21 protein-coding genes are annotated in these 22,140 nt (G+C 45.1%); 4 read left to right on the forward strand and 17 right to left on the reverse strand.

The features are described from left to right. Positions 1-19: 19 nt before the first annotated feature. The 11 genes from tmk to yceD all read right to left on the reverse strand — a co-directional run bounded on the left by tmk (position 20) and on the right by yceD (position 8,919). Complete coding sequence (gene tmk / locus MHO32_RS10195; protein ID WP_033001763.1) at positions 20-652, reverse strand: dTMP kinase; 633 nt, start codon at positions 650-652, stop codon at positions 20-22. Continuing rightward, positions 649-1,665, reverse strand: a complete 1,017-nt coding sequence (gene mltG, locus MHO32_RS10200) for an endolytic transglycosylase MltG (protein WP_239211628.1) — start codon at positions 1,663-1,665, stop codon at positions 649-651. Before mltG ends, tmk begins: the two co-directional genes overlap by 4 nt. Then, positions 1,662-2,477 carry an aminodeoxychorismate lyase gene (gene pabC / locus MHO32_RS10205; protein ID WP_239211662.1) on the reverse strand — a complete coding sequence of 272 codons (816 nt, stop codon included), beginning with the start codon at positions 2,475-2,477 and terminating at the stop codon, positions 1,662-1,664. The genes mltG and pabC overlap by 4 nt, the downstream gene beginning before the upstream one ends. 107 nt (positions 2,478-2,584) lie before the next feature. Next, complete coding sequence (gene fabF, locus MHO32_RS10210) at positions 2,585-3,832, reverse strand: beta-ketoacyl-ACP synthase II (protein ID WP_005444811.1); 1,248 nt, start codon at positions 3,830-3,832, stop codon at positions 2,585-2,587. Between the two features lie 93 nt (positions 3,833-3,925). Then, entirely contained in the window at positions 3,926-4,159 is a 234-nt protein-coding gene (gene acpP / locus MHO32_RS10215) for an acyl carrier protein (protein WP_004406112.1), read from the reverse strand. 245 nt (positions 4,160-4,404) lie between these two features. Next, the gene (gene fabG, locus MHO32_RS10220; protein WP_026000247.1) at positions 4,405-5,139 is read right to left on the reverse strand and encodes a 3-oxoacyl-ACP reductase FabG; all 735 of its coding nucleotides are present in this window, start codon (positions 5,137-5,139) and stop codon (positions 4,405-4,407) included. Between the two features lie 34 nt (positions 5,140-5,173). Beyond that, a complete protein-coding gene (fabD, locus tag MHO32_RS10225) occupies positions 5,174-6,097 on the reverse strand; it encodes an ACP S-malonyltransferase (protein WP_017189384.1) in 924 nt (307 codons plus the stop codon). Between the two features lie 75 nt (positions 6,098-6,172). Next, positions 6,173-7,123, reverse strand: a complete 951-nt coding sequence (locus MHO32_RS10230; RefSeq protein WP_005444799.1) for a beta-ketoacyl-ACP synthase III — start codon at positions 7,121-7,123, stop codon at positions 6,173-6,175. Positions 7,124-7,128: 5 nt separating this feature from the next. After that, positions 7,129-8,154, reverse strand: coding sequence for a phosphate acyltransferase PlsX (gene plsX, locus MHO32_RS10235; protein ID WP_005444797.1), 1,026 nt, complete (start codon positions 8,152-8,154; stop codon positions 7,129-7,131). Between the two features lie 10 nt (positions 8,155-8,164). Next, entirely contained in the window at positions 8,165-8,335 is a 171-nt protein-coding gene (gene rpmF / locus MHO32_RS10240; RefSeq protein ID WP_005396978.1) for a 50S ribosomal protein L32, read from the reverse strand. 59 nt (positions 8,336-8,394) lie between these two features. Further along, a complete protein-coding gene (gene yceD, locus MHO32_RS10245; RefSeq protein ID WP_005444794.1) occupies positions 8,395-8,919 on the reverse strand; it encodes a 23S rRNA accumulation protein YceD in 525 nt (174 codons plus the stop codon). A gap of 149 nt (positions 8,920-9,068) precedes the next feature. On the opposite strand from yceD, the gene MHO32_RS10250 reads away from it, so the two are divergent. Next, positions 9,069-9,650, forward strand: coding sequence for a Maf family protein (locus MHO32_RS10250; RefSeq protein WP_005444793.1), 582 nt, complete (start codon positions 9,069-9,071; stop codon positions 9,648-9,650). A 354-nt stretch (positions 9,651-10,004) separates the two neighbouring features. Here MHO32_RS10250 and rluC read toward each other — a convergent pair whose 3' ends face one another. Next, positions 10,005-10,949: a 23S rRNA pseudouridine(955/2504/2580) synthase RluC gene (gene rluC / locus MHO32_RS10255; protein WP_005444789.1), complete on the reverse strand. Its 945-nt coding sequence runs from the start codon at positions 10,947-10,949 to the stop codon at positions 10,005-10,007. Between the two features lie 151 nt (positions 10,950-11,100). Continuing rightward, positions 11,101-11,274, reverse strand: coding sequence for a hypothetical protein (locus MHO32_RS10260; RefSeq protein ID WP_017189381.1), 174 nt, complete (start codon positions 11,272-11,274; stop codon positions 11,101-11,103). Between the two features lie 312 nt (positions 11,275-11,586). On the opposite strand from MHO32_RS10260, the gene rne reads away from it, so the two are divergent. Continuing rightward, positions 11,587-14,685: a ribonuclease E gene (gene rne, locus MHO32_RS10265; protein WP_239211665.1), complete on the forward strand. Its 3,099-nt coding sequence runs from the start codon at positions 11,587-11,589 to the stop codon at positions 14,683-14,685. 327 nt (positions 14,686-15,012) lie between these two features. Next, positions 15,013-16,572, forward strand: a complete 1,560-nt coding sequence (locus MHO32_RS10270; protein WP_005444782.1) for a SulP family inorganic anion transporter — start codon at positions 15,013-15,015, stop codon at positions 16,570-16,572. Between the two features lie 63 nt (positions 16,573-16,635). Here MHO32_RS10270 and MHO32_RS10275 read toward each other — a convergent pair whose 3' ends face one another. Continuing rightward, entirely contained in the window at positions 16,636-17,085 is a 450-nt protein-coding gene (locus MHO32_RS10275) for a low molecular weight protein-tyrosine-phosphatase (protein WP_005444780.1), read from the reverse strand. 117 nt (positions 17,086-17,202) lie between these two features. On the opposite strand from MHO32_RS10275, the gene cobO reads away from it, so the two are divergent. Then, the gene (cobO, locus tag MHO32_RS10280) at positions 17,203-17,808 is read left to right on the forward strand and encodes a cob(I)yrinic acid a,c-diamide adenosyltransferase (RefSeq protein ID WP_154203496.1); all 606 of its coding nucleotides are present in this window, start codon (positions 17,203-17,205) and stop codon (positions 17,806-17,808) included. A 99-nt stretch (positions 17,809-17,907) separates the two neighbouring features. Here the strand turns inward: cobO and MHO32_RS10285 are convergent, their stop codons facing one another. The 3 genes from MHO32_RS10285 to apbC all read right to left on the reverse strand — a co-directional run bounded on the left by MHO32_RS10285 (position 17,908) and on the right by apbC (position 22,088). After that, positions 17,908-19,998: an AsmA family protein gene (locus MHO32_RS10285; RefSeq protein ID WP_005444772.1), complete on the reverse strand. Its 2,091-nt coding sequence runs from the start codon at positions 19,996-19,998 to the stop codon at positions 17,908-17,910. A 190-nt stretch (positions 19,999-20,188) separates the two neighbouring features. Then, positions 20,189-20,830: a uridine kinase gene (gene udk / locus MHO32_RS10290; protein WP_005433235.1), complete on the reverse strand. Its 642-nt coding sequence runs from the start codon at positions 20,828-20,830 to the stop codon at positions 20,189-20,191. 181 nt (positions 20,831-21,011) lie between these two features. Beyond that, complete coding sequence (apbC, locus tag MHO32_RS10295; RefSeq protein ID WP_026000246.1) at positions 21,012-22,088, reverse strand: iron-sulfur cluster carrier protein ApbC; 1,077 nt, start codon at positions 22,086-22,088, stop codon at positions 21,012-21,014. Positions 22,089-22,140: the final 52 nt, after the last annotated feature.

Here is a 22,140-nt window from a genome sequence, read left to right on the forward strand (position 1 = left end):
ACCTCAATCTACCCTCAGCTTACTGAGCTGCAAGCCATGCATTTAGTGCAGCTCTGATATCATGTGCCACTTCGTCAATCGACTGCTCTGCATTGATAACTACGATAGAGTCATCTGCATTAGCCAACTCTAGGTAACGCTCACGAGTGCGTTCAAAGAAGCTGATGTCCATTTTCTCAATTCGATCTAGCTCACCGCGACCACGAGCACGCTCAAGACCAACACGAGGATCGATATCCATGTACAACGTAAAAGCAGGTTTGAACTCACCAAGCGTAGTGTCGCGTAAGTTTTTCATCAGCGACGCATCGATTTGACGACCACCACCTTGGTAAGCTTGAGAAGACAAGTCATGGCGGTCACCCACCACCCATTGATTGTTTGCAAGTGCTGGCTTGATTACATTTTCCACTAGCTGGACACGAGCTGCGTAGAGTAAAAGCAGCTCCGTCATATCTTTCAAATCTTCGCCTTCGTGCTCTTCTTTAACCAATGCACGCATCTTTTCAGCGAGAGGGGTTCCACCGGGCTCACGAGTATTAACGATATTTTCAATACCTGCAGCTTTCAGCGTATCCAAAACCGTTTTAATTGCAGTACTTTTACCCGCGCCTTCTAGGCCCTCAACGACAATAAAGTTTGCTTTCATCATTTGTTCTTTCTTAGTTCTCTTAAATAGGCACGTACAGCACGGTTGTGCTCAGCAAGTGATTTCGAAAATACATGTCCGCCCTTCCCACTTGCTACGAAATATAGATAGTTACTGTTTTCAGGGTTTAACGCGGCTTCAATCGAAGCTTCACCCGCCATGGCAATCGGCGTTGGTGGCAAACCATTGATTGTGTATGTGTTGTATGGTGTAGGAGTACGCAAATCTTTCTTACGGATATTACCATCATAGGCATCTCCCATACCGTAGATAACTGTAGGGTCTGTTTGTAAACGCATACGTTTGTTAAGACGATTCACAAATACAGATGCGACACGCTCACGCTCCGAGTCTATCGCCGTCTCTTTTTCAATGATAGAAGCAAGAATCAGCGCTTCGTATTTGTCTTTTAGTGGCAGTTTCTCTTGGCGCTCTTCCCACTTAGCATCCAAAATCTTGTTCAGCTTACTATGAGCACGCTCTAAGATCTGACTCTCACTTGTACCAGCTGTGTAGTGATAGGTTTCGGCAAGGAATAAGCCTTCAAGCTTTTCGCGCTCTATCCCCAGCTTTTCAGCCATCTGCTTTTCCGATAATCCGGTCAAATCATGTTTGACATAAGGCGCTGCACTTAACTGCTCAACCCACTCAGAAAAGCGACTGCCTTCCACAAAGGTAATCGCAAACTGATGTTCTTTACCTGTGTTTAGTTGTTCCAACGTGTCATATAGAGAGGTGTTAGGTTCTAGTTGGTAAGTGCCTGCTCGCACCTGAAGAAGCTCAGGATAGAGATGAGGCATTAAACGAGTGTAGTCTGAAGCTTCGATGATGTTATCTTTCGCCAAGTCACGCATTACTCGGTGAAAGCTGGTGCCATTTTCAACGGTAAACAGCTGAGGCTGCTCAATAAGAATTGGCGAGTTAACGTATTGCTTAGTCTGTGAAACAACGTAAAAAACACTTGCTGCACCAATAACGGCAATCAGTACAACAAAAGCAAACAGTTTTTTAATCACGTATTTAGATTCCCTTGAAGTCGTCGAGTCAATTTCCCAATTGGAAAGTCAATCTTGTTCTCTGGTGCTGAAATACCGGAAACCGGTGCTACACCCAATAGTGAATTACACATCCACACCTCATCTGCATCGAGCAAATCTGTCAGTGTGAAATCGGCTACCTGCACTGAGTAACCTTCGCTTTGGAGATATTCCAAAACCTTACGGCGCATCACGCCAGCCACACCGGATAAACACAAACCGGGTGTGAACACCTTTTCATCTTTAACCCAAAAAAGATTTGCCATTGTAGTTTCAATGACATGATTTTGCACATCTAACGTCACAGCATCAGCAAATTCAGTACCATCAATTTCTGCCTTTGCGAGCACCTGCTCTATACGGTTATTGTGCTTATGTCCGGCAAGTAATGGCTGGATTCCAAGTCGGGTTTCACAAACACCTAATTGCACGCCACGCTCTTGCCAAGCAAGGTAGTGAGCAGGGAATGTAAAATTCGAGATAGTGACAACCGGACCTTCGACACCGCTAGGACTATACCCTCGACCACCACAACCGCGGCTAATATGAATTTTGATTCCGGCAGATTCATCTTTTAAAGTTGCCGACATCGCCCAATCCAAGACCGTACGCCAATCAGGAAAAGGGATTTGTAATGTCGTTAAGCATGCTTCCATACGTTCAACATGCGCTTGCCAATGCTCCAACTGCCCTTTCTTGGTTTTGATGGTAGAGAAACAGCCATCACCATATTGGAAAGAGCGGTCACCGAGTGGAACATGTGTTTGTGGCAGTCCATTTACCCAGAACATTCAGATACCCTTGCTTTCTGATCGACAAATAAAACAAAACGGCTCAATGCTAAGCATCGAGCCGTTAGAATACAAGTATCGCTACTCTAAAACTGTGTTAGAGACTTTTACTCAGCGATTTTTTTGAATACAAGCGAACCGTTAGTACCGCCGAAGCCGAACGAGTTACAGATTGCGTATTCCATATCAACTTTGCGCGCAGTATGCGGCACAAGGTCGATATCTAAACCTTCTTCTGGATCATCTAGGTTAATCGTTGGTGGAACAATTTGATCTACCAATGAAAGAACCGTGATGATTGCTTCTACTGAGCCTGCTGCACCTAAAAGGTGACCAGTCATAGATTTAGTAGAAGAGACAAGAACCTGCTTAGAGCCTTCTTCACCAAGTGCGCGTTTCACACCCTTGATTTCAGCCACATCACCTGCTGGTGTTGATGTACCGTGAGCGTTCACGTAACCAACTTGAGTACCTGTGATGTTTGCGTCACGCATCGCCGCTTCCATTGCCAGTGCGCCACCAGAGCCATCTTCACTTGGAGAAGTCATGTGGTAAGCGTCACCAGACATACCGAAGCCAACAAGCTCTGCGTAGATCTTAGCACCGCGCGCTTTTGCGTGTTCGTACTCTTCAAGAACCATCACGCCCGCACCGTCACCTAGAACGAAGCCGTCACGACCTTTATCCCAAGGACGTGATGCTTTTTGCGGTTCATCGTTACGAGTCGATAGTGCTTTTGCAGCGCCGAAGCCTGCCATACCAAGTGGCGTAGATGCTTTTTCTGCACCACCAGCAACCATAGCTTCCGCATCACCGTATGCAATCATACGAGCCGCGTGACCGATGTTGTGAAGACCTGTAGTACATGCAGTAGAGATCGCGATGTTAGGACCACGAAGACCACGCATGATAGATAGGTTACCCGCAACCATGTTTACGATGGTCGAAGGAACAAAAAATGGGCTAACTTTGCGAGGACCTTTCTCAACTAGCGCTGAGTGACCTGCTTCGATTAGGTCTAGACCGCCAATGCCTGAGCCGATTGCTACACCAACTCGAGCCGCGTTTTCTTCGGTAATTTCTAAGCCAGAGTCATCCAATGCTTGGATACCCGCAGCAATGCCGTACTGGATAAACAAATCCATTTTACGAGCATCTTTCTTAGACATGTACTCTGTGCAATCAAAATCTTTTACAAGACCAGCAAAACGAGTCGAGAAGTTCGTTGCATCGAAGTGCTCGATGTTTACGATACCGCTTTGACCTTCTAGCAGGGCTTTCCAAGATGATTCTACTGTGTTGCCTACCGGTGACAACATACCCATGCCAGTGACAACTACACGACGCTTGGACACGATATAATTCTCCGGGAATTGAATGTTTCTATGAGAGGATAGAAGAAGTTAGAAAGAACACAGGCGGTCTAGGAGACCGCCTGGGAGAGATAATTACTGAGCGCTGTTTACGTAGTCGATTGCAGCTTGAACAGTAGTGATTTTCTCTGCTTCTTCATCAGGAATCTCAGTGTCGAATTCCTCTTCTAGAGCCATTACTAGCTCTACAGTGTCTAGAGAATCAGCACCTAGATCGTCAACGAAAGAAGCTTCGTTTTTAACTTCTGCTTCGTCTACACCTAGCTGTTCAACAATGATTTTCTTTACGCGTTCTTCGATGTTGCTCATTTTTCTTTTCCTTTACAGATTTCGCCTAATGCGATGATTCCGTAGTTTATTCGAACTATTGAAGTTTGCAAGGGGGTCCTTGCTGGTCAAACCACAAAATTAGCGAATTTAACCGAATTTCAATACATTTTTGACTTAAATCATGCACAAATCTTGCGCATGAGCATGACAACTTAATGACAGTTAACAGCAACTATAGGCTATTTTTCATAAAGTAAAATAGCTTATTTTGCACGAACTGTGCATTAAACCATGTACATGCCACCATTTACATGCAAAGTTTCACCAGTAATGTAAGCCGCTTCAGGTGAAGCTAGGAATACAACTGCTGATGCAATTTCACGAGGGTCACCTAGACGACCTGCTGGCACGTTCGACAACGTTGCTGCACGTTGGTCGTCATTTAGCGCCTTAGTCATGTCAGTTTCGATGAAACCTGGAGCAACCGTGTTCACTGTTACACCACGAGAAGCCACTTCACGAGCCATTGATTTAGTGAAACCAATCACACCCGCTTTTGCTGCTGCATAGTTTGTTTGACCAGCGTTACCCATAGTACCAACAACAGAACCTACGTTGATGATGCGACCAGCGCGTTTTTTCATCATGCCACGTAGAACCGCTTTAGACATGCGGTAGATTGGCGTTAGGTTTGTATTGATGATGTCGTTCCACTCGTCATCTTTCATACGCATTAGCAAGTTATCGCGCGTGATACCAGCGTTGTTTACTAGAATATCGATTGCACCAAACTCATCATTGATGTTTTTTAGTGTTGCTTCGATAGACTCAACGTCAGTTACGTTAAGTGCTAGACCTTTACCGTTTTCACCTAGGTACTCGCTGATCGCCGCTGCGCCGCCTTCAGAAGTCGCAGTACCGATTACCGTTGCACCGCGTTCAACAAGAAGTTCAGCAATCGCACGACCAATGCCACGGCTTGCGCCTGTCACTAGAGCGATCTTACCTTCTAGATTCATCATGTTGTGTTTTCCTTTTCTTATCGTGAACAGATTACTTAGCGGCTTCTAGCGACGCTACGTCGTTAACTGCTGCTGCGCTTAGTGTTTTCACGATACGTTTAGTCAGACCTGTCAGAACTTTGCCAGGACCAAGCTCAAGAAGATTTTCTACACCTTGCTCGTTCATTAGCTGCACGCTCTCAGTCCAACGAACTGGGCTGTGAAGTTGACGAACAAGTGCGTCTTTGATTTTTGCAGGATCAGTTTCAGCCACCACGTCAACGTTGTTGATAACCGGAAGCTGTGGTGCGTTGAATTCGATAGATTCTAGCGCGACAGCTAGTTTCTCTGCTGCAGGTTTCATTAGTGCGCAGTGTGAAGGCACTGAAACAGGAAGAGGAAGTGCACGCTTAGCACCTGCTTCTTTACATAGTGCACCAGCACGTTCTACCGCGTCTTTACTACCTGCGATAACAACTTGACCAGGTGAGTTGAAGTTTACTGGAGAAACGACTTCACCTTGTGCTGCTTCTTCACAAGCTTTTGCAATTGCTTCGTCATCTAGACCGATAATCGCGTACATTGCACCTGTACCCGCAGGTACCGCTTCTTGCATCAGTTGACCACGTAGCTCAACCAGTTTGATTGCTTCTTTAAAGTCAATCACGCCAGCACACACAAGCGCTGAGTACTCACCTAGGCTGTGACCCGCTAGGTTTGCTGGTTGCTCAAGACCAAGCTCTTGCCATACACGCCAGATAGCAACAGATGACGCTAGCAAAGCTGGTTGAGTACGGAAAGTTTGGTTTAGATCTTCTGCAGGTCCATTTTGAACAAGCGCCCATAGGTCGTAACCTAGTGCGTCAGATGCTTCTGCAAATGTTTGTTTTACTACGTCATATTGTTCGCCTAGATCAGCAAGCATACCAACTGCTTGTGAACCTTGACCTGGAAATACGATAGCAAACTTGCTCATGTTGTTTTCCTTTAAGCAAAGTAAAAAGAAATAAGATGCACCGTAGCGCATCTTAAATTTTGAATCTTGTGAAACTTAGAATTTCACCAGGGCAGAACCCCAAGTGAATCCGCCGCCAAACGCTTCAAGAAGTAGAGTTTGACCACGTTTAATACGACCATCACGTACCGCCTCATCCAGTGCTGTTGGCACGGTTGCTGCTGATGTGTTGCCGTGTTTATCAAGTGTGATCACGACTTGGTCTAGTGACATCGAAAGCTTTTTCGCTGTCGCTGAAATAATGCGGTAGTTGGCTTGGTGCGGAACCAACCAGTCTAGTTCAGACTTGTGCATATCGTTTGCTTCAAGCGTGTCTTTCACTAACTTCGAAAGCTGAGTTACTGCCACTTTGAAAACTTCGTTACCCGCCATGTGCAGCCATTTATCTGCATCTTTACCACGCTCAGGTACAGGAAGGCTCAGAAGATCACCAAATTGACCATCTGAATATACGTGTGTCGAAATGATGCCAGGTTCTTCGCTCGCACCAATTACCACCGCGCCTGCCGCATCACCAAATAAGATGATAGTTGAGCGGTCAGTCGGATCACACGTTTTCGATAATGCGTCAGCACCAATCACAAGTACGTTTTTACACATACCTGATTTAATGTGTTGGTCAGCTACAGACATTGCGTATACAAAGCCTGAACAAGCAGCGGCTAAGTCGAAAGCAGGACAACCTTTAATGCCAAGCTTTGCCTGCACCTGACACGCAGATGAAGGGAAAGTATGGCTACTGCTCGTGGTAGCAACGATAATTAGGTCGATATCATTTTTATCAATGCCGGCCATATCGATAGCGTTTTCAGCTGCGTAGAATGCCATGTCCGCAACAGTTTCATCTTCTGCTGCAATTCGACGCTCTTTAATACCCGTGCGAGCTACGATCCACTCGTCACTTGTATCTACCATTTTCTCTAGGTCTGCGTTAGTACGCACCTGAGATGGCAGGTAGCTGCCAGTACCTAAAATTTTGCTATACATGAAGACTAATAATGCCTCTCGAGTAAAACCGCTTCCAAACGATCGCTAATACGGCTTGGTACTTGTCGTTTGACCTCGTGTACTGCCTCGCCAAGTGCATTGACAATCGCAGATACATCCGCACTTCCATGGCTTTTTATGACAATGCCGCGCAATCCTAGCAAACTTGCGCCGTTATACTGGTCGGGGTTCAGTGTTTTTAGTTCATTAAATAGCCGAGAAAACAACTTTCTAGCAATCCAACCCTTAATCGTCGATTCCATCATGCTGGTTTTTAGTTTTTCGATGAAGAGTTGAGCTGTTCCCTCGCTGGCTTTTAAGCATACGTTACCGACAAAGCCATCACAAACAATGACATCGGCTACGTCATGCAAAATTTGATTACCTTCAATATAACCGACAAAGTTGATGGCGTCGGTTTGAGAAAGCATCTCTGCACAGCGTTTGACTAAATCGTTACCTTTGATTTCTTCTGCGCCAATGTTCAGCACCGCAACACGAGGAGGTCGACCTAGGTGTTCTTCTGCTAATGCACTGCCCATCACGGCAAACTGGAATAAACTGTCGGCATCGCACGACACATTTGCTCCCAAATCTAACATCCAGGTGCGTTTTCCACTGATGGTCGGTAACGCAGAAACTAAAGCAGGACGCTCAATACCAGGAAGCAGCTTAAGAATAAAACGTGACAGCGCCATCAATGCGCCGGTGTTACCACCACTCACACAAGCATCAGCTTCATTTTCAGAAACCAGATCAATCGCCATACGCATAGAGCTATTTTGGCTATTGCGAAGGGCCAAAGACGGTTTTTCTGAATTAGAAATCACTTTCTCGCTATGAAGAATGCTCAAACGAGAACTGGTAGAGGTACCAAGTTGAGATAATTGAGACGTGATCAGAGATTGATCACCTATAAGAATCACTTTTAGCTCTGGGAAATGAGACAGTGCCTGCACGGCGGCAGGCACTGTTACGCGTGGACCGAAATCCCCGCCCATTGCATCAAGTGCAACGGTAATACTTTGCAAAGGTTCAACCTTACTTGTTGATAACCTTTTGACCACGGTAGTAACCTTCAGCAGTTACGTTGTGGCGTAGGTGAGTTTCACCAGAAGTCGCGTCTACAGATAGTGCAGCTGTAGTTAGCGCATCGTGTGAACGACGCATACCGCGCTTAGAACGAGTTTTACGGTTTTTCTGTACGGCCATTGACCCTACTCCTATACTATTGGGTTAAAAACCTAAAGAAGAAGCGGCTACCACACCAGTTACTTTTTCAGATTTTTCAAAACGTCGAATGGATTCGGTTTTTCTTCCTCAATTTCTTCAGGAATTTCACCAAAAACCATGTTATTTGAGTCAACGCTACAATCCGCATCATCGTGCATTGCGATTTGAGGTAATGTTAAGATGAACTCGTCTTCAACCAGTTGTATAAGGTCTAATTCACCGTACTCATTTAGATCTACCAAATCATAAATTTCTGGTGCTTCCTCTTCCGTCTTCTCACCGTAGTAAGGAGTGTAAAGGAATTCAACTTCACACATGTGTGTGAATACCTCATTACAACGCTGACACTCTAAATCAACTTCGATGTTAGCTTTACCAGAGATAACAACAAGTCGCTGTTCATCAATATCAAATGACAATGAGACTTCTGCGTCGCGTTTTACGCCTTCAGTTGTTTCCGCTAAGCGCTTGAAAAGACTAGCTTGGATGATGCCATCGTAATCTAATCGTTTCTGTGCGGACTTTGCTGGATCAACCGTTCGCGGTATTTTTACCTTTTGCATAGGGCGCGAATATTATCTTCCAAATCAAAATTAGTCAAAGAAAAAGGCAAAAAAGTTGTACTTTTTTACGCTTAACATATAGAGCATTAGCCAGAATCAATTTTGATCGATTATCCTATTGGAAATGCTCGCGTGAATTGTAATTCAAAATGAAAAATTACCAACTGGTTTTAGCCTCAACTTCCCCTTTTCGTAAACAACTGCTGGAAAAGCTATCAGTACCGTTTACTTGTTTATCTCCGCAATGCGATGAGACCCCCTTCCCTAACGAAACGCCTTTAGATTTGGTACAAAGGCTTGCGATTGGAAAAGCGACGTCTTGCGATACCGACCAAGACAGCTTGGTGATCGGGAGCGATCAAGTTTGTGTTATTGACGACAAGATAGTCGGCAAACCATTAGACCGAGAGAATGCCATCAAGCAATTATTGGCTCAAAGCGGTAAAACCATCACTTTTTATACTGGGCTTGCGGTACATAATACTGCCACGAATCACACTGAAGTCGGCTTCGACACCTTCGAAGTTCATTTTAGAGATTTGACGCTTGAACAGATTGAACGATACGTCGACAGAGAAGAACCATTTTATTGCGCTGGCAGCTTTAAAAGCGAAGGAATGGGAATTTGTCTTTTCAACAAATTAGCCGGCAAAGATCCGAATACGCTAGTAGGTCTGCCTCTCATTGACTTGATCGACATGCTACAAAAGCAAGGGTTTGAGGTTTTGTAAAAAGTACTATGTAAAAGATATTGTGTAATAGGTATTGATAGTTAATAAACGTTAAAGGGTTGGCATGAGAAAGCGCCAACCCTTTTTTAAATGCCAGTGCGAGAAGATTAAAATCACAGCGTCAAACTAATCACTCTATATCTAAGATAGAGATTCCCGACAATGCTCTTTCGTCGCTCTCGGGAAAGACGCTGTGTCAGCCCATTCCTCTAAAAATAAGAATTACCCACTTAGATTCAGAAGTCGCAGCGCGTCATCCTCAAGAGTGAGGAACGAGCGAGTTGGGGATCTCTTTTCTCATCTTTCGAAGCGAAGCAGTCTTGCTATCCCATAGGGTGAAGCCCGCTCTCACCTCTACTTCTTACGCAGACCCGCGAGTACTTTCTCTAATCTCGCTTCCATCGGCGCATTGATTTCCATCCACTCATCATTCGATGGGTGTTGGAACTTGATGTTCGCTGCATGAAGGAACAAACGGTCTAAGCCCACTTGCCCAGTGTAAGCATCGAAGCGACGGTCGCCGTAGCGATCATCCCATGCAATTGGGTGACCCGTGTATTGAGTATGCACACGAATTTGGTGAGTACGACCGGTAATTGGGCTAGCTTGGATAAGCGTTGCTTGGTCAAACTTTTCCAGAATCTTGAATCGAGTTTCTGACGGCTTCCCATTTGGGTTCACACGCACGATGCTATTCACTTCGTTTTTAAGTAGCGGCGCATTCACGACCTTACAGCTGCTTTTCCACTCCCCCATCACAAGGGCAAAGTAGAACTTCTTCACGGTCTTTTCGCGAAATTGCGCTTGCAGATGGCGCAATGCTGAACGCTTCTTAGCCACCAATAAAATACCAGAAGTATCGCGGTCGATACGATGAACAAGTTCAAGGAAGCGAGCTTGCGGACGTAACGCACGAAGTGCCTCGATAGCACCAAATTTAAGACCACTGCCACCATGCACAGCTGTACCAGAGGGCTTATTTAGAATCAGCATATGATCGTCTTCAAAAATGATCATATGTTCTAGCTCTGCTACTTTGTTCAACTTAGTGCTTGGCGCAACGTCGTCCTCTTTTTTCTCTACCGTTACTGGTGGAATACGTACGAGATCGCCAGCCTTGAGTTTGTACTCGGCTTTAATACGCTTTTTGTTGACGCGCACTTCCCCCTTACGCACGATTCGGTAAATCATGCTCTTAGGGATATCTTTTAATTGGTTACGCAAAAAATTATCAATGCGTTGACCTGCCATATCTTCGTCGATATCAACGAACTGGACTTTTGTTCTTATTTCGCTCATGCGCGGTATTGTAAACCCAAATCTGTGTGACTTCACATTATTCTTGCTGCAAAAGAAACACTCGTTGTCATAAATTGTTCTAAAACTCGCCAAGCTTTTGTTTAGATTATTAAAAGTCTTTATCAACTTCTCGTTTTGATTTGTGTCTTTCTCAGTTTGCAAGACTCAAGTGCTTATGAAACAGCCAGTTATAAATTACAAAAATTGAATTTAGCGCCAAATTTTCCATCGTTTGCGCTAAAGCAGATTGCTGATATCCACCTGCACTGCTATAGTTCACAGCTGCTAAGGAAGGTTTGGTTACATTTTGTTCATTACCAATCATTTATCCCCAAGCAATGTGAGTAGATTGTTGAACGTCAGGTGCAGCATTGGCGTAAGACACGTTGAGTTCAACACACTTGTCACTCTACTCCTCGCATATTCACGTTGAGTATCTACCGCCCGAATAGCGGGTCACAAGTTAACGTTTCCAACGAAACCCAAAGCAATTTGTGATGACTGAAGTGCCCTAGAGCATCCCCTTCCAGCCGGGAGGCTGCAAAATATAAGCCATGGGATCAGGCACCGTGAAAGAGCGAAAAGCCAGTGACAAGTTGAAAAGAAAGATAAAAGAAAAGACAACGAGAAATTTTCAATGAAAAGAATGTTAATTAACGCAACTCAAAAAGAAGAGTTGCGTGTCGCTCTGGTTGATGGCCAGCGACTTTTCGATCTTGATATCGAGAGTCCGGGTCATGAATCTAAAAAAGCGAATATCTACAAAGGACGTATCACACGTATCGAACCAAGCTTAGAAGCCGCATTTGTTGATTACGGTGCTGAGCGTCACGGTTTCCTCCCTCTCAAAGAAATTGCCCGCGAATATTTCCCAGAAGGTTACACTTACCAAGGTCGCCCAAGCATTAAAGAAGTGCTGACTGAAGGTCAAGAAGTTATCGTTCAAGTGGAAAAAGAAGAACGTGGTAGTAAAGGCGCAGCTCTAACTACTTTCATTTCTCTTGCGGGTAGCTATCTTGTTCTTATGCCTAATAACCCTCGTGCCGGCGGTATTTCTCGTCGTATCGAAGGTGACGAGCGCACTCAACTAAAAGCAGCATTAAGCACTTTAGAACTGCCTCAGGGCATGGGTCTGATTGTTCGTACTGCTGGCGTTGGTAAAAGTGCAGAAGAGCTTGAGTGGGACTTGAACGTACTACTTAACCACTGGGGTGCAATTAAAGGCGCAGCAGATTCTAACCCTGCTCCTTTCCTAATCCACCAAGAAAGTAACGTAATCGTTCGTGCAATCCGTGACTACCTACGTCGTGATATCGGTGAAATCCTAATCGACAGCAACACCATTTATGAGCGTGCTAAAGAGCACATCAAACTGGTACGTCCTGATTTCATCAGCCGCGTTAAGAAATACGAAGGCGAAGTACCACTATTCAGCCACTACCAAATCGAAAGCCAAATTGAATCGGCTTTCCAACGTGAAGTGCGCTTACCATCAGGTGGTTCTATCGTAATCGACCCAACGGAAGCTCTAACATCTATCGATATCAACTCGGCTCGCGCAACCAAAGGCGGCGATATCGAAGAAACAGCGCTTAATACTAACCTAGAAGCAGCAGACGAAATCGCTCGTCAATTGCGTCTACGTGACCTTGGTGGTTTGGTGGTTATCGACTTTATCGATATGACACCGGTGCGCCACCAGCGTGAAGTTGAAAACCGTCTGCGTGAAGCCGTTCGTCTAGATCGTGCTCGTGTACAAATCGGTCGCATTTCCCGCTTTGGTCTGTTGGAGATGTCTCGTCAGCGTTTGAGCCCTTCTCTAGCAGAAGCAAGCCACCATATTTGTCCTCGTTGTAGCGGTACAGGTGTTGTTCGTGATAACGAATCTCTAGCACTTTCTGTACTTCGCCTGATCGAAGAAGAAGCTCTAAAAGACAATACAGCCCAAGTACTAGCAGTAGTGCCTGTGCCGATCGCATCTTACCTTCTGAACGAAAAACGTCGCTCGGTCAACCACATCGAACGTATTCAAGAAGTGAAGATTACGGTTGTGCCAAACTCAGACATGGAAACGCCTCACTTCGAAGTTATCCGTGTTCGAGAAGGCGAAGAGTTTGACCTGCTTTCTTACCTACTTCCTAAGAAACTGGAAGCAATGAAAGAAGCAGAAGGCAAAGAGCCAGCAGAGGTTGATGTCAAGCCTAAGCGTATCGAAGAGCCTGTATTAAAAGGTTTTGCTTCGCCAGCGCAAACTGCTCCTACGCCAGCAGCAACTTCTAAACCTGCTCCAGCAGCGAAGAAGAAAGAAGCAGCTCCGCAAGAAGAAAAACCAGGTCTATTCAGCCGTCTGTTTAAAGCAATTGGTAGTTTCCTATTCAGTGGTTCTGAAGAAGTTAAAGAAGAACCTAAGAAAGAAGAGAAAAAACCAAACCGCGATAACAAGCGCAACAAGCGTGACCGCAACGATCGTCGTCGCAACAACAACCAGCGTGATAACCGCGAAGGTCGTGACAACCGCGATAACAAACGTCGTCGTAAACCGCGTGAAGAACAAGCGACTGAACAGAACGAAACACAACAGCAGCCTAACAAGCAGCAAAACCGCAACCAGAAACGTAAACCTAGAGCTCAACAAGCTGAAAAAGCACAAGAGCCTAAAGTTAACGCGAAAGTCGCGGAAAAAGGTCTGCAGCTAGCTGCTGAAGCTCGTACTGGTTCAGAAGCGAAGCCGGAAGAAAATAAAGCGAAGTCAAACGCAAAAGCAGAGAAAGTAAAAGAGCGCCGTCAACGTCGCAAGCTAAACAAATCTGTACGTGTTAAAGACCAGCAAGCGGCTGAGCAAGCAGAACAGGAAGTACCAGTACAACCTGTTGAAGCAGTTGAAGCAACGGTTGAGAAGCCAGTTGAGGCAGCAGCAGAAGCGCAACAAGACAACAAAGCAGAGTCTAAGCAGCGTCGTAACCGCCGTTCACCACGTCACCTACGTGCAAGCGGTCAACGTCGTCGTCGTGGTCGCGATCGTCGTCCTAACCCATTCCGCCTACGTAAAGGTGGTGTAGCATCTCCTGAGATGGCAATGGGTAAAGTGATGCCACGTTACATTCCAAAACCAGCGCCTAAGAAGGAAGAGCGAGTGAAGGAAGAAGTAGTGGTAACGGCAGCAGCAGTTCCTGCAATTCAAGGTGGTTTTGCTTGCCCTGAAATGGCGATGGGTAAAGTAATCATCCGTCGTGAACAACCTGCAGTTGTTGAAGCACCAGCAGTTGAAACGAAAGTTCAAGAATCTGTAGAAGCGAAAGTAGAAGCGCCTGTTGCAGAAGTGCCAGTGGTAGAGGATGCCGTTACTGAGCAAGCTGAAGCTACAGTAGTTGAAACAACGCAAGTAGAGCCAATCATTGAAGCACCTGTTGTCGAAGTGACTGAATCTGCAGTTGAAACAGCTCCAGCTCAGGAACCAGCCGTTGAAGTGGCAGAAGAAGCGGTAACAGAAGTTACAGCAGAAACGCCAGTAGAAACGCCAGTAGAAACGCAAAAACCTAAAGCAGAAGTTATCAAAGTAGCTGCTAAGCCACGCGCTAGTGCTCCAATGACTAAAGCGCCAGGTCCTCAAGAGCTTCGCGAAATTACGGTTACAGCGGCACCGTTTAAAGCTGAGCGCTACGCACCGAAAGGCGCAGGTAGCCAAGTAGCAACAAACCGTGCATCAGCAGTAATGACAAAACCGAACTTTAACTAAGTTTTACTTTGTCATCGCATTAAGCGAAATACGAAACAAAAGGCTGCCAATCGGCAGCCTTTTTTGTTGAAGTAAGTGTTAACTCTAATTAGCTATATTAATATCAATGACTGATCACATTTGTGCGTCAATATCCCCTTCATTGTTGAACTTAATCACACTTTTCGGTAGCATTCGCCGACTCAAGTTTTCGACACCATTCTGATGCGGCTCTTTTTTTAATACGGTTTGTGCTGATAGAAGTGACTTCACTTTCACCAGCAGTACTTGTGCAAATACGAATATGTGTCGGGAGAAATTCATCGCCAAGAGAACTCAATACAAAACATGTTCGAATTTCCTCAATTTTCTAAGCACTCCGTAAAAAACGACGTGCTATCAGGTCTAACTGTTGCGCTCGCATTGGTTCCTGAAGCCGTAGCATTTGCATTTGTTGCTGGTGTAGACCCTATGGTTGGTCTTTACGCAGCCTTTATTGTCGGTCTTATCACCTCTATTTTCGGTGGTCGACCAGGTATGATTTCCGGTGCGACTGGCGCAATGGCAGTTGTTATGGTGTCGCTTGTTGCAACTCACGGTGTTCAATATCTATTTGCCGCAATTATGTTGGCGGGTATTCTTCAAATTGCAGCCGGTCTATTTAAGCTAGGTAAATTTATCCGAATCGTTCCTCATCCGGTGATGATTGGTTTCGTAAACGGTCTGGCTATCGTTATCTTCCTTGCACAACTAGGTCAGTTCAAAGCACCAGACCTTAACGGTATGCTAACGTGGCTACCACAAGACCAAATGCTGCTAATGCTAGGTCTGGTTGCGCTAACAATGGCTATCATTCACTTCCTACCGAAGATCACAACGGCAGTGCCTTCTTCTCTGGTTGCGATCGTGACCGTTACTGCACTTGTTGTTGGCTTGGATCTAGAAACACGTACCGTAGTTGACTTCCTACGTACTATGTCTGGCGATGAAGCAGCGACTTTGGCGGGTTCTCTTCCGACCTTCTCTATTCCAGCGGTACCTTTCACTCTAGAAACTCTGCAAATCATTTTACCTTACGCAATCATCCTTGCCGCTATCGGTCTGATCGAGTCTCTGTTGACACTAACAGTGCTGGATGAAATGACTAACACTCGCGGTCAATCTAACCGTGAATGTATCGGTCAAGGTATGGCAAACATGACGTGTTCTGTGTTTGGTGCAATGGGTGGTTGTGCGATGATTGGTCAGTCAATGATCAACGTAAACTCAGGTGGTCGTGGTCGTCTATCAGGCATCGTTGCGGCTATCGCTCTGCTAATGTTCATCCTGTTTGCTTCTTCACTCATTGAGATGATTCCACTTGCTGCACTCGTTGGTGTCATGTTCATGGTGGTTATCGGTACATTCGAATGGGCAACCTTCAAACTTGCACGTCGCGTACCTAAGCAGGATTTCTTCGTTATCGTTCTTGTAACAGTAGTGACGGTACTGACTGACCTCGCTGTTGCAGTAGCCGTGGGTGTGATTGCATCTGCGCTAATGTTTGCATGGCAACATGCTAAGCACATCTACGCAGATACGCGTCTAAATGAAGAAGGCTCAAAAGAGTACAAGATCCACGGTCCTATCTTCTTTGGTTCTGCGGCAAACTTCCTAGAATTGTTTAACGCACATGGCGATCCAAAAGACATCATTGTTGATTTCGCGGACTCTCGCGTAACAGACCACTCTGCTATCGAAGCGATTGAAACGTTGGCTGAGCGTTACGCCGCACTTGGTAAAACACTTCACCTACGTCACTTGAGCCCAGATTGCCGTAAGCTACTAGATAAAGCAGGTAGCTTGGTTGAAATCAACGTAAAAGAAGACCCAAGCTATAAGGTTGCAACCGACGTACTTGCAGGTTAATAAAAACAAAAAGGGATGAGCATGACTCATCCCTTTTGCTATCTATTTTAAGCTAATAAATACTCAGATTTTTTTCAAAATCGCTTCTGACGCCTCTTCAATCAAATCCAGTACCAGTTCAAAACCAGCATCGCCACCGTAATATGGGTCTGGGATCTCGTCATAATCAGAGTCACCATGACTTAAAAACAACGACACTTTAGGACGGTGTTCTACCGGGCAAATATCCAATAGATCGGCGAGATTGGCTTTGTCTGCAGCTAACACCATATCAAATTCATCGAAGTCCCCAACTGTTACCTTGCGAGAACGCATTCCTTTGAACGAATAACCGCGTTGCTTTCCCGCTTGCATGGCGCGAGCATCAGGCGGATTTCCGGCGTGGTAACCAATGGTCCCTGCAGAGTCCACTTCCACTGATATGCCCAGTTCTTTGGCTTTAGATCTTAATACCGCTTCACCAGTTGGCGAACGACAAATATTTCCCATACAAACAACGAGTAATTTCTTCATTTTATTCCCTGAATTATCGATGGTTTTTCTTCATCAACTGTTGGTCTATCATAACGAGATAATTCAATGAACCCAAATCGGCTTGGGTCAGTTCAAAAAAGGAATTGAGGAAGCATTATGTCTATCGACGAAAACAAAGAAGCACGCCACAAGGCGCGCCAACAAAAAGTAAAAGAGCAGGTAGACGCGAAAATCGCAGCCGCCCAAGAGGAGAAAGGTTTATTACTGATCATCACTGGTAATGGGAAAGGCAAATCGACTTCCGGTTTTGGTACAATTGCGCGTGCAGTTGGTCATGATTTGAAGTGCAGCGTAGCACAGTTTATCAAGGGTACATGGGATAACGGCGAGCGTAACCTACTTGAAAAGCTAGGTGTTGAGTTCCAAGTTATGGCAACAGGCTTTACTTGGGAAACCCAAAACAAAACAGCCGATACTGAAGCCGCCCAACTTGTTTGGCAAGAATGTAAGCGTATGCTTGCCGATGAATCAATTGATGTGGTTCTGTTCGACGAACTAACGTATATGGTGAGTTACGGGTACATAGACTTAGACGAAGTCGTCGAAGCACTAAATAATCGCCCTAAAATGCAATCGGTCGTCATTACAGGACGTGGAGCGCACCGTACTTTGATTGAAATGGCAGATACAGTATCAGAAGTGAAAAACGTTAAGCACGCCTTTGAATCCGGAGTTAAAGCTCTGAAAGGCATAGATTGGTAAGCGTCCGCCGTTGCTTCCGAAAAGACTAAAAACTAAAAAGGGTTGGCTCAATGCCAACCCTTTTACTTTACCTATATCCTCATAAAGAAGCTTGGTCCTTTAGTTGAACAAGTTCTTCAACAAACCATCTACCGCCTCTTTTGTTTTCTCATCTTTGATCTTGTCCGTGAGCTTCTCTACTCCACGATCAATTTCTTTCTGAGCTTTTTGTTTCAACACGTCATCAAAGACTAGCTTGAACTTAGGATCTGCCCATTTGCCAGAAACGTTGATAGGGATAGTGATGTCTTTCAGTTCATCAATGGTCTTACCACCCTGACCTTCCAATGAACCCACTATCGAAGTACTAATGGTGAAATCAACAGTTTCATTCAAGTAGTTTGCCTGCCCCTTACCACGAACACGAAGAAGTGGAGACTGCGCTTTCATGTTATCCGTTGAGACCGTGCCTTTATTTAACTTCAACGTCGCGGTCATCGCACTGAAGTCGGTTTTCTTAACTTCATCTGTGCCTTCAATGCTTTGACCTTTAAATCGCGCGTAGTTTTCGCGGATTAGCTGAGCAACGTTAATGCCATTCACAGCACCATCTGCAAAATTGATCACCACTGTACCAACAAGGTTCTTTTTGATGCCAGTTGGCGTTAGGCTCTTACCACTCACATTGACATCAATGTTACCAGTACCTTCCAGCATGTCGTTATTTGCTACATCGACAAGTAACGGTTGGACTTGTACACCTTTGATTGATTTCTTAGCAGAGTATGTGGCAGGTGATTTACGCGCATCCAGTTTGGCTGTCGCAGTGATCGTGCCTTGGTACAACTTAGAGCTGAATGAAGTAAGATCAAAGACACCACGATTAACAGAGAAGCTTGCTTTCACTGCTTCCATCTTCGCATTAGCCGCCTTAAATTTGTCAATCGTAATATTGCCTTTCACATCAAGCGTTTTTAGTGCAGACAAGTCCGGCTCAACTTCAGGACCAGTAGATGCACTACTGTTGCCACCTGATGCTGGTTTATCACCCGCAGGAGCTTGCTTATTCAAGCCAAGGAATTCGTCCAAATCGATATTAGGACTATGCACTGCAAAACGTACTTTAGGAATATCACCCAGAGTCACATCTGTTTTACCATCGAGCGCAATTGCGTTCGCCGTAAGTTTCTCGAGCACAAAGCTCAGATGATTCTTAGTGAGGTCGAATGAAAGATCAGAGACCATATCAACTTTCATTGGTGATTGCGGTAGCGCATCTCCCTCAAAAGTCGCATTCAACGTCAGCTTATTCAGTTGTACCTTACTGATCGCCTTATCGATACTTAGCTCACCACCACCTTGCATATCAAGCTTCATACCACCAGCGTCACCTTTCAATGCATAGCTCAAGTTATTCACTTTATCGAACTCAAACGTATCTAGGCCAATAGTTGCTGAGTCAATTTTGTTTGCAGGGTCAGCGTAAGTCGCATCAAAGTTGATGTTTTTCAGTGCGTAGCTCGCCAGACCTTTTGCTACTTTAAAGTCCGCTTTGCCTTGTGCTGTGAACGTTTGGTCATTCATCTCACCTTTCATGCCGAAATCAGCCGTTGTCCAGTTATCAAAAGCAAACTGAGAAAGGTTTAAAGAAATGTCAGAAAGCTTAGTGTAGCTACCTGTTTGCTTGTCTTGGATTTCAACATAGCCATTTGAAATGCTGACTCCAGCGAGATTGATCGTCCAATCAGAAGCAGCACTTTGTGAGTCTGCCGCTTTTTCTGGCGAAGCTTCGGTCGTTTGTTCTGCTTGTTGAGTTTGTGCTTTGGTTAACGCATCAATGTTCTTCGTGCCATCTTTCAGTGTTTCAAGATAGAACTCCGCACCATCAAGGGTGACATTACCAATTTCCAGCTGTTTGCTTAATAGCGGGGTAACCGAGACATCAACACCTACTGTCTCGACTTTAAATAGGTTTGGTTGACTAAAACCTTGTGGGTTTCTCAGTTCAGTACGACCCAATTCGAAACCAATCGACGGGAAAAACTGCCAGCTGATATCCCCTTCGATTACGAGCTCCAATCCAGTTTGCTTTTGCGCTTGCTCCACGATAAGTGGTTTAAATTGGTTTGGATTGACAAAAATAACCAACCCTAAAATGACAGCTAAGATCGCCACAATTGGAATGGCAATGATTAAGAGCAGTTTCTTCATTCGCTTTTTCCTTGCTCGAGTGTTTTTACAATTATAAGCACAGACTTGTTTTATCGCTGACCGTTCCACGAAAGCGTGAAAAATGTCCGATTTTGTAGTGCAACTGACTAATTTAAAAACAAAAAAAAGAAGTGGCACCTAAGGTGCCACTTCTTCATACAAAAATAAAGCGATATAGCCGTCTAAACGCTTAAGCTTTCAGAAGTTTTGCAATGTGCGCTTTAAGAACATCGATTGCGATACGGTTTTTACCACCGCGAGGTACGATGATGTCCGCGTATTGCTTAGAAGGTTCAATAAATTGCATGAACATCGGACGTACTGTCTGCTGGTATTGCTTAAGAACAGATTCCATTGTACGACCACGCTCTTCAACGTCACGTTTAACACGACGCAATAGACAGATATCTAATGGCGTATCCATAAATACTGTCGCGTGCATTAAGTCGCGAAGACGCGGATCAGTCAGAAGCAAGATACCTTCAAGAATGATGACCTTTTTAGGGGTCATTGGAGTGGTATTGCTTGTACGAGTGTGCTCAGTGTAGCTGTACTCAGGTACTTCTACTGCTTCGCCACGAACCAATTTTTCTAAGTGTTCACACAGCAGGTCGTGGTCTAACGCGCTCGGGTGGTCGTAGTTAGTCTTTACACGCTCTTCCATGCTTAGTTGGCTTTGGTCGTTGTAGTAGCAATCTTCCGTGATGACACCGATTTGATGATCGCCCACTTTCTCGCGAAGCTCATTGTAAATAGTGCTCGCGATCAGACTTTTTCCAGAAGCAGAAGCGCCAGCAATACCTACGATGACGCATTGATTATTATCAGACATTAATTTGCACCCGATGATGATTTTCTAGTCACATAAAAAGATAAACTGCCTGATTATAGGGAGTTCACCCGTTCGTTACTAGTTGGAATTAGGGTTTCGTTATAAGTTTCTGTCAGCTCAGAGGATTAACCTCCGAGCAAACGTTTAAATGAACAATATTCAACCAGTGCTAATATTAAACTCAGTTCACCATAGTAAAACTGATTGCATCAGGTTTGGCTTTGCCTTGCCAATACATTGTACAACAAACACGATCAGCAAGTTGTTTATAATAACCAGCGTGTTCACTATTCGGACGTCTCGCCACGGTCGGAATACCAGCATCAATGTCTTCTCGCATAGAGATATGAAGCGGAATTTGCCCAAGCAGCGCCAAGCCAAATTCTTGTGACATTTTCTCTGCCCCACCAGTACCGAAAATATGCTCAACAGCCCCACACTGACTACAAATGTGGTAACTCATGTTCTCAACGACGCCGACAACAGGCACGTTGACTTTATGGAACATCGCCGCACCTTTACGTGCGTCCGCCAATGCGAGATCTTGCGGTGTTGTAACAAGCACCGTACCTGTTACTGGAATTTGCTGAGACAGCGTTAGTTGGATATCCCCCGTACCCGGTGGCATATCAATCACCAAGTAATCAAGCTCTGGCCAATCCGTTTCTGTCAGTAGCTGTGATAAGGCCTTAGAGGCCATGGGACCACGCCAAATGGCTGCTTCCGATTTATCGACTAAGTAGCCAATAGAATGAGTATAGATTCCGTGGGCAAAAATAGGCTCCATCCACTTAGCATCACGAACTTCAGGCTTAGCGTCTTCTTGACCAAGCATCATAGGAACCGATGGACCATAAATATCGGCATCTAACAAACCTACTTTTGCTCCGGATTGCGCAATTGCGAGGGCAAGGTTTACTGCTGTGGTTGATTTCCCAACCCCACCTTTCGCGGAACTTACCGCAATAATGTTTTTAACGCCCTTTACCGCATTGGTGACTTGAGTCTCAAGTGCTTTAACGTTGAGCTCAATCTGGAAATCAAATGCAGGAACGTCACCTGATGCCTGTTGCTCTTGTATCCAATCGGATAACGAAACTTGAAGTTCGTTACTCGCGAAAGGTAAAGTGATTTGAATGCCACCTTGTGCGGGAATCACGACAATACCGTGAATGTCCGCCCAGTTTTCCACCAACTGTGGATGTTGGAACTGGTTGAGCCAATGACAAAAATCTTGTTTTGAAGTGAACTGATGCATGAGACCTCCTTTATGCATCTAATCGTAGCACCCAGCGGCGAGATTCAGAACC

It is taken from the genome of Vibrio sp. MMH1-50 (genome assembly GCF_022347645.1).
Classification (GTDB): domain Bacteria; phylum Pseudomonadota; class Gammaproteobacteria; order Enterobacterales; family Vibrionaceae; genus Vibrio; species Vibrio harveyi.

Coding starts and splice junctions, on each gene's coding strand:
- tmk (WP_033001763.1), bottom strand. CDS start 652: ATGATGAAAGCAAACTTTATTGTCGTTGAGGGCCTAGAAGGCGCGGGT.
- pabC (WP_239211662.1), bottom strand. CDS start 2,477: ATGTTCTGGGTAAATGGACTGCCACAAACACATGTTCCACTCGGTGAC.
- acpP (WP_004406112.1), bottom strand. CDS start 4,159: ATGAGCAACATCGAAGAACGCGTAAAGAAAATCATTGTTGAACAGCTA.
- fabG (WP_026000247.1), bottom strand. CDS start 5,139: ATGAATCTAGAAGGTAAGATCGCTCTAGTGACAGGCGCAAGCCGTGGC.
- fabD (WP_017189384.1), bottom strand. CDS start 6,097: ATGAGCAAGTTTGCTATCGTATTTCCAGGTCAAGGTTCACAAGCAGTT.
- MHO32_RS10230 (WP_005444799.1), bottom strand. CDS start 7,123: ATGTATAGCAAAATTTTAGGTACTGGCAGCTACCTGCCATCTCAGGTG.
- rpmF (WP_005396978.1), bottom strand. CDS start 8,335: ATGGCCGTACAGAAAAACCGTAAAACTCGTTCTAAGCGCGGTATGCGT.
- yceD (WP_005444794.1), bottom strand. CDS start 8,919: ATGCAAAAGGTAAAAATACCGCGAACGGTTGATCCAGCAAAGTCCGCA.
- MHO32_RS10250 (WP_005444793.1), top strand. CDS start 9,069: ATGAAAAATTACCAACTGGTTTTAGCCTCAACTTCCCCTTTTCGTAAA.
- rluC (WP_005444789.1), bottom strand. CDS start 10,949: ATGAGCGAAATAAGAACAAAAGTCCAGTTCGTTGATATCGACGAAGAT.
- MHO32_RS10260 (WP_017189381.1), bottom strand. CDS start 11,274: ATGATTGGTAATGAACAAAATGTAACCAAACCTTCCTTAGCAGCTGTG.
- rne (WP_239211665.1), top strand. CDS start 11,587: ATGAAAAGAATGTTAATTAACGCAACTCAAAAAGAAGAGTTGCGTGTC.
- MHO32_RS10270 (WP_005444782.1), top strand. CDS start 15,013: ATGTTCGAATTTCCTCAATTTTCTAAGCACTCCGTAAAAAACGACGTG.
- MHO32_RS10275 (WP_005444780.1), bottom strand. CDS start 17,085: ATGAAGAAATTACTCGTTGTTTGTATGGGAAATATTTGTCGTTCGCCA.
- cobO (WP_154203496.1), top strand. CDS start 17,203: ATGTCTATCGACGAAAACAAAGAAGCACGCCACAAGGCGCGCCAACAA.
- MHO32_RS10285 (WP_005444772.1), bottom strand. CDS start 19,998: ATGAAGAAACTGCTCTTAATCATTGCCATTCCAATTGTGGCGATCTTA.
- udk (WP_005433235.1), bottom strand. CDS start 20,830: ATGTCTGATAATAATCAATGCGTCATCGTAGGTATTGCTGGCGCTTCT.
- apbC (WP_026000246.1), bottom strand. CDS start 22,088: ATGCATCAGTTCACTTCAAAACAAGATTTTTGTCATTGGCTCAACCAG.